Source organism: uncultured Mycobacterium sp. (genome assembly GCF_964249325.1).
In the GTDB taxonomy this organism is placed as follows: Bacteria; Actinomycetota; Actinomycetes; order Mycobacteriales; family Mycobacteriaceae; genus Mycobacterium.
On record NZ_CAXUCH010000298.1, the window covers coordinates 1 to 4,525 of the forward strand.

Annotated in this window: 4 protein-coding genes; all 4 read right to left on the reverse strand. The window is 67.5% G+C overall.

Features of this window, described 5'->3' with window-relative positions:
* On the reverse strand, positions 1–2,145 hold a 2,145-nt coding region (locus ACFE99_RS23005), incomplete at its 3' end, for a DEAD/DEAH box helicase (RefSeq protein WP_375488891.1).
* On the reverse strand, positions 2,129–2,986 hold the full coding sequence (gene tatC, locus ACFE99_RS23010; RefSeq protein WP_375488897.1) for a twin-arginine translocase subunit TatC: 858 nt from the start codon (positions 2,984–2,986) through the stop codon (positions 2,129–2,131). The genes tatC and ACFE99_RS23005, both read right to left, overlap by 17 nt.
* Positions 2,987–3,105: 119 nt before the next feature.
* Positions 3,106–3,348: a Sec-independent protein translocase subunit TatA gene (tatA, locus tag ACFE99_RS23015; RefSeq protein ID WP_375488893.1), complete on the reverse strand. Its 243-nt coding sequence runs from the start codon at positions 3,346–3,348 to the stop codon at positions 3,106–3,108.
* Between the two features lie 50 nt (positions 3,349–3,398).
* Entirely contained in the window at positions 3,399–4,370 is a 972-nt protein-coding gene (locus ACFE99_RS23020; protein ID WP_375488895.1) for a helix-turn-helix transcriptional regulator, read from the reverse strand.
* Positions 4,371–4,525 lie beyond the last annotated feature (155 nt).

Genomic DNA, 4,525 nt, shown 5'->3' on the forward strand with positions numbered 1-4,525 from the left:
GGCGTTGTCGCGTTCGATGCGCAGGTAGCGCTCGGCGACTCGTAGCTGGGCTTCCCTGCCGGGCGCATGGTGGGCGGGGTGACGACGCAGCTGGTCCCGCAGCGATACCAGCTCGCGGTCCTGGAATGCTCCGTCGTCGCCGTCACGGCGGGGACTGCGCTTGCCGCGGGTGGGCGGCCCCGGCAGCCCAGCGGCGGCCGACCGCAGCGCCGACGCCAGATCGCGGCGCACCCGGGGCTGACGGTGTTCGACTCGCTTGGGCAAGGTCATCGACCCGACCGGCGCCGACGCGCCCGAGTAGTCGGCCGATGAAATCCTGCCTGCCCAACGGTTTTCGGTGAGCACCAGCGGCCGCGGATCGGTGCTGTCGCGGTCGGATTCCAGGACGACCGCCAAACCGCCGCGGCGGCCGTGGGTGATCGTGATGATGTCGCCGCGGCGCAGCGAGGCCAGCGCGTCGTTGGCCGCCTGCCGGCGCTGCGTGCGCGACGCCCGCGACTGCGCCCGCTCGCGCTGCGAGATCCGTTCGCGCAGCCGCGCGTAGTCGAGGATCGGTGCATCGTGGCCGCCCAGCTCGGCGGCGATCTCGTCGAGCAGCCGCTGGCCGCGCTCGATACCGCGGACCAGGCCGACCACCGAGCGGTCCGCCTGGTATTGGGCGAACGACTGCTCCAGCAGCTGGTGCGCCTGCTCGGGGCCCATCCGGTTCACCAGGTTGATCGTCATGTTGTACGACGGGGCAAAGGAGCTGCGCAGCGGGAACGTGCGGGTGGAGGCCAGCCCGGCGACTTCGGCTGGCTCCGCGGTGTTGTCTTGGGGGTGCCAGATCACCACTGCGTGGCCCTCGACGTCGATGCCGCGCCGGCCCGCCCGGCCGGTCAGCTGGGTGTACTCCCCCGGAGTCAGCGGCAGGTGCTGCTCGCCGTTGAACTTGACCAGCCGTTCCAGCACCACCGTGCGGGCCGGCATGTTGATGCCCAGCGCCAACGTCTCGGTGGCGAACACCGCCTTGATCAATCCCGCGGTGAACAGCTCTTCGACGGTGTGCCGGAACGCCGGCAGCATCCCGGCGTGGTGGGCGGCCAGTCCGCGCATCAGCCCTTCGCGCCACTCGTAGTAGCCGAGCACGGCGAGGTCTTCGTCGGCCAGGTCGCCGCAGCGGTGATCGATGACCTCGGCGATCCGCGCCCGATCCTCCTCGGTGGTCAATCGCAGCGGCGAGCGCAGACATTGGGCGACCGCGGCGTCGCAGCCGGCGCGGGAGAACACGAACGTGATCGCGGGTAGCAGTCCTTCGCGGTCCAACGTTGCGATGACATCGGGGCGGCTGGGTGGCCGGTAGAAACCCTGTCGTGAGCCGGATCGTCCTGGGCCTGCTCTTGCCGGCTGCCGGCGGGGGCCTCGCCAGTCGGTGAGCCGATCCGCCTCGCGCCGATTGGCAATGTGGCGCAACAGGTTTGGCGATACCTGCGGCTTGCCGGCAGTGTCGTAGTCGAACAGGTCGAAAAGGCGTTTGCCAACGAGCATGTGCTGCCAAAGCGGCACCGGCCGGTGTTCGTCGACCACCACGGTGGTGTCGCCGCGCACGGTCTGGATCCAGCCGCCGAACTCCTCGGCGTTGCTGACCGTCGCCGACAGGCTGATCAGCCGCACCTCGTCGGGCAGGTGCAAGATGACCTCTTCCCACACCGGGCCGCGCATCCGGTCGGCGAGGAAATGCACCTCGTCCATCACGACGTAGGAAAGCCCTTGCAGCACAGGCGAATCCGCGTAGAGCATGTTGCGCAGGACTTCGGTGGTCATCACCACCACGGGGGCGTTGGCGTTCACCGACAGGTCGCCGGTGAGCAGCCCGATCGCATCGCGGCCGTAGCGTGCGGTCAAGTCGGTGTGTTTCTGGTTGCTCAGCGCTTTCAGCGGCGTGGTGTAGAAGCATTTGCCGCCGGCCGCCAGCGCTAGATGCACGGCGAATTCGCCGACCACCGTCTTGCCTGCCCCGGTCGGCGCGCACACCAGCACGCCGTGGCCCCGCTCCAGCGCTGCGCACGCCCGCTGCTGAAAATCGTCCAGCGCAAAGGGCAGTTCCGCGGCGAAGCGGGTCAGCTCAGGCCCGGCCGACGACTGCCCGTCAGGTGATGTCGTCATGGGCTCCGGCGATGTGTGATGGTTCCGGTATCGGGGACGGCGGCTCGATGGGCGATGCTTCGTCGTCGGGAACCATGTCTTGGCGCTTGGCTTTGCGTTTGTCGTTCAGCCGGGCGATCTGGATGGCAAGCTCGAGAAGCAGGGTCAAGGCCAGGCCGAGCGCGATCATCGAAAACGGATCAGACCCGGGCGTGAATACCGCCGCGAACACGAACATCGCGAAGATCAATCCGCGCCGCCAGGATTTGAGCCGCGCATAGCTCAGCACACCGGCCAGATTCAGCATGACGATCAGCAGCGGGAACTCGAAGCTGATCCCGAATACCAGCAGCAGGTTGATCAGGAACCCGAAGTAGCGGTCGCCGGAGAGCGCGGTCACCTGCACGTCGCTGCCGACGGTCAAGAGAAACAACAACGCCTTGGACAACAAAACGTAAACAAACACCGCCCCGGCCATGAACAGCAGCGCCGCCGGAATCACGAACGCGATCGCAAAGCGGCGCTCCTTTTTGTACAGCCCCGGGGTGATGAATGCCCACAGCTGATACAGCCACATCGGGCAGGCCAGCACCAGGCCCGCGGTCAGCCCGACTTTGAGCCGCAGCATGAACTGGTCGAACGGCGCCGTGGCCAGCAACCGGCATTGACCGTTGGCGGCGATGTCGGCGCGGGCGGACTGCGGTAGCGCACAGTACGGATGACGCAGCCACTCACCGAGGCTTTCCAGCCCGAACAACGAATGCGAATACCAGACGAATCCGACTGCTGTGGTGCATGCGATCGTGGCCAGCGAAATCAACAACCGAGTACGCAGCTCGGTGAGGTGATCCACCAGCGACATCGTGCCGTCGGGGTTGGTGCGGCTGCGGCGCAGGCGCGGATCGAGGCGCCGCAATATTCGGGTGGTCCGCACGACGGGCGAATCAGTGCCGCTCAGGGCACGGTGACGACGACGCCGGGCTAGGCCGACTGGCCGCCGGCCGCCGGCGGGTCGACCCGCTCAGCCTGCACCGGGGTGGTCGGCGCGGTGGGAGTGGCAGGCGTTTCCGACTTGTGTTCGCTTTGCAGTTCGCGGACTTCTGACTTGAAGATGCGCAACGACTTGCCCAGCGAGCGTGCCGCGTCGGGGAGCCGCTTGGCGCCGAACAGCAGGACTACCACGACGGCAAGGATCGCCCAGTGCCACGGACTAAGACTGCCCACTTTGATTACCTCCAGATGTCCACCCGATGCTACCGCAGCTGGCAGGGGTCTTATCCTGACCGCGCCGTGTCCTGGTATGTGTCCAGCGCCGCCACCGCAGCGGCATGTACCCGCTTGGCTAACGACTCCGGTGCCAGGACCTGCACCGCGGACCCGAAGCCCAGCACGAGTCGCGTCATCCAATCTTCGGAGGCGTAGGTCATCGCCGCCTCGAAGTGACCGTCGGGCAGCTCGCGCAGCAGGCGCATCGGGTAATAATCGAACATCCATGACGCCGGCGGCGCCACCCGCAGCGTCGCCGACGGCAACGACGGGTCGGCGTCGAACAGTGAGGTATCAGGTGGCGACTGCACCGCCGGTTCCGGAGGCGCGGCCGGCTCGTCGAGCACTCGGGCCTCCACGATTCGGTCGAACCGGAACAGCCGCACTCCGTCGGCTTCCCGCGACCACGCCTCCAGATAGCTGTGGTCGCCGATCAGCAGCACCCGGATGGGGTCGACGATCCGGCTGGACAGCGTGTCGTGCGAGGCGGAGTAGTAGTCGATGGCCAGTGCGCAGTTGTCGCGCACCGCGGCGCGGACCGCGGCCGCGGCGTCACTTTCGGCAGGTGCCGGCTCCTCGACAGCGGCCGCCTGAGTGCCGTGTGCGGCGCTGCCGGCGGCCGCTTCGATTTTGGCGATCGCGCTGCGCGCGGCCTCAGGATCCACCAAGCCGGGGATGTCGGCCAGGGCCCGCAGCGCCACCAGTAGGCCGGTGGCCTCCGGCGAGGTGAGCTGCAGGGGCTGGTCGATACCTGCGGAAAACGTCACCTCGATGGTGTCGCCGGAGAATTCGAAGTCGATCAGATCACCCGGACCGTAGCCAGGAAGACCGCACAGCCACAGCTGCTCGATGTCCTCGTCGAGTTGCTTGACGGTCACGCCGAGGTCTGCTGCGGCCTTTGCGCGGGTGACCCGCGGGTTGGCCTGGAAGTACGGCACCATGTTCAGCAGCCGCACCAGGCGAGTAGACACTGATGTCATTTGCGCCGCTCCTCCTCATCGCGTCGCTCTGCATCGTCGCCGGCGCGTGTCATTTGCGCCGCTCCTCCTCATCGCGTCGCTCTGCATCGTCGCCGGCGCGTGTCATTTGCGCCGCTCCTCCTCATCGCGTCGCTCTGCATCGTCGCCGGCGCGTG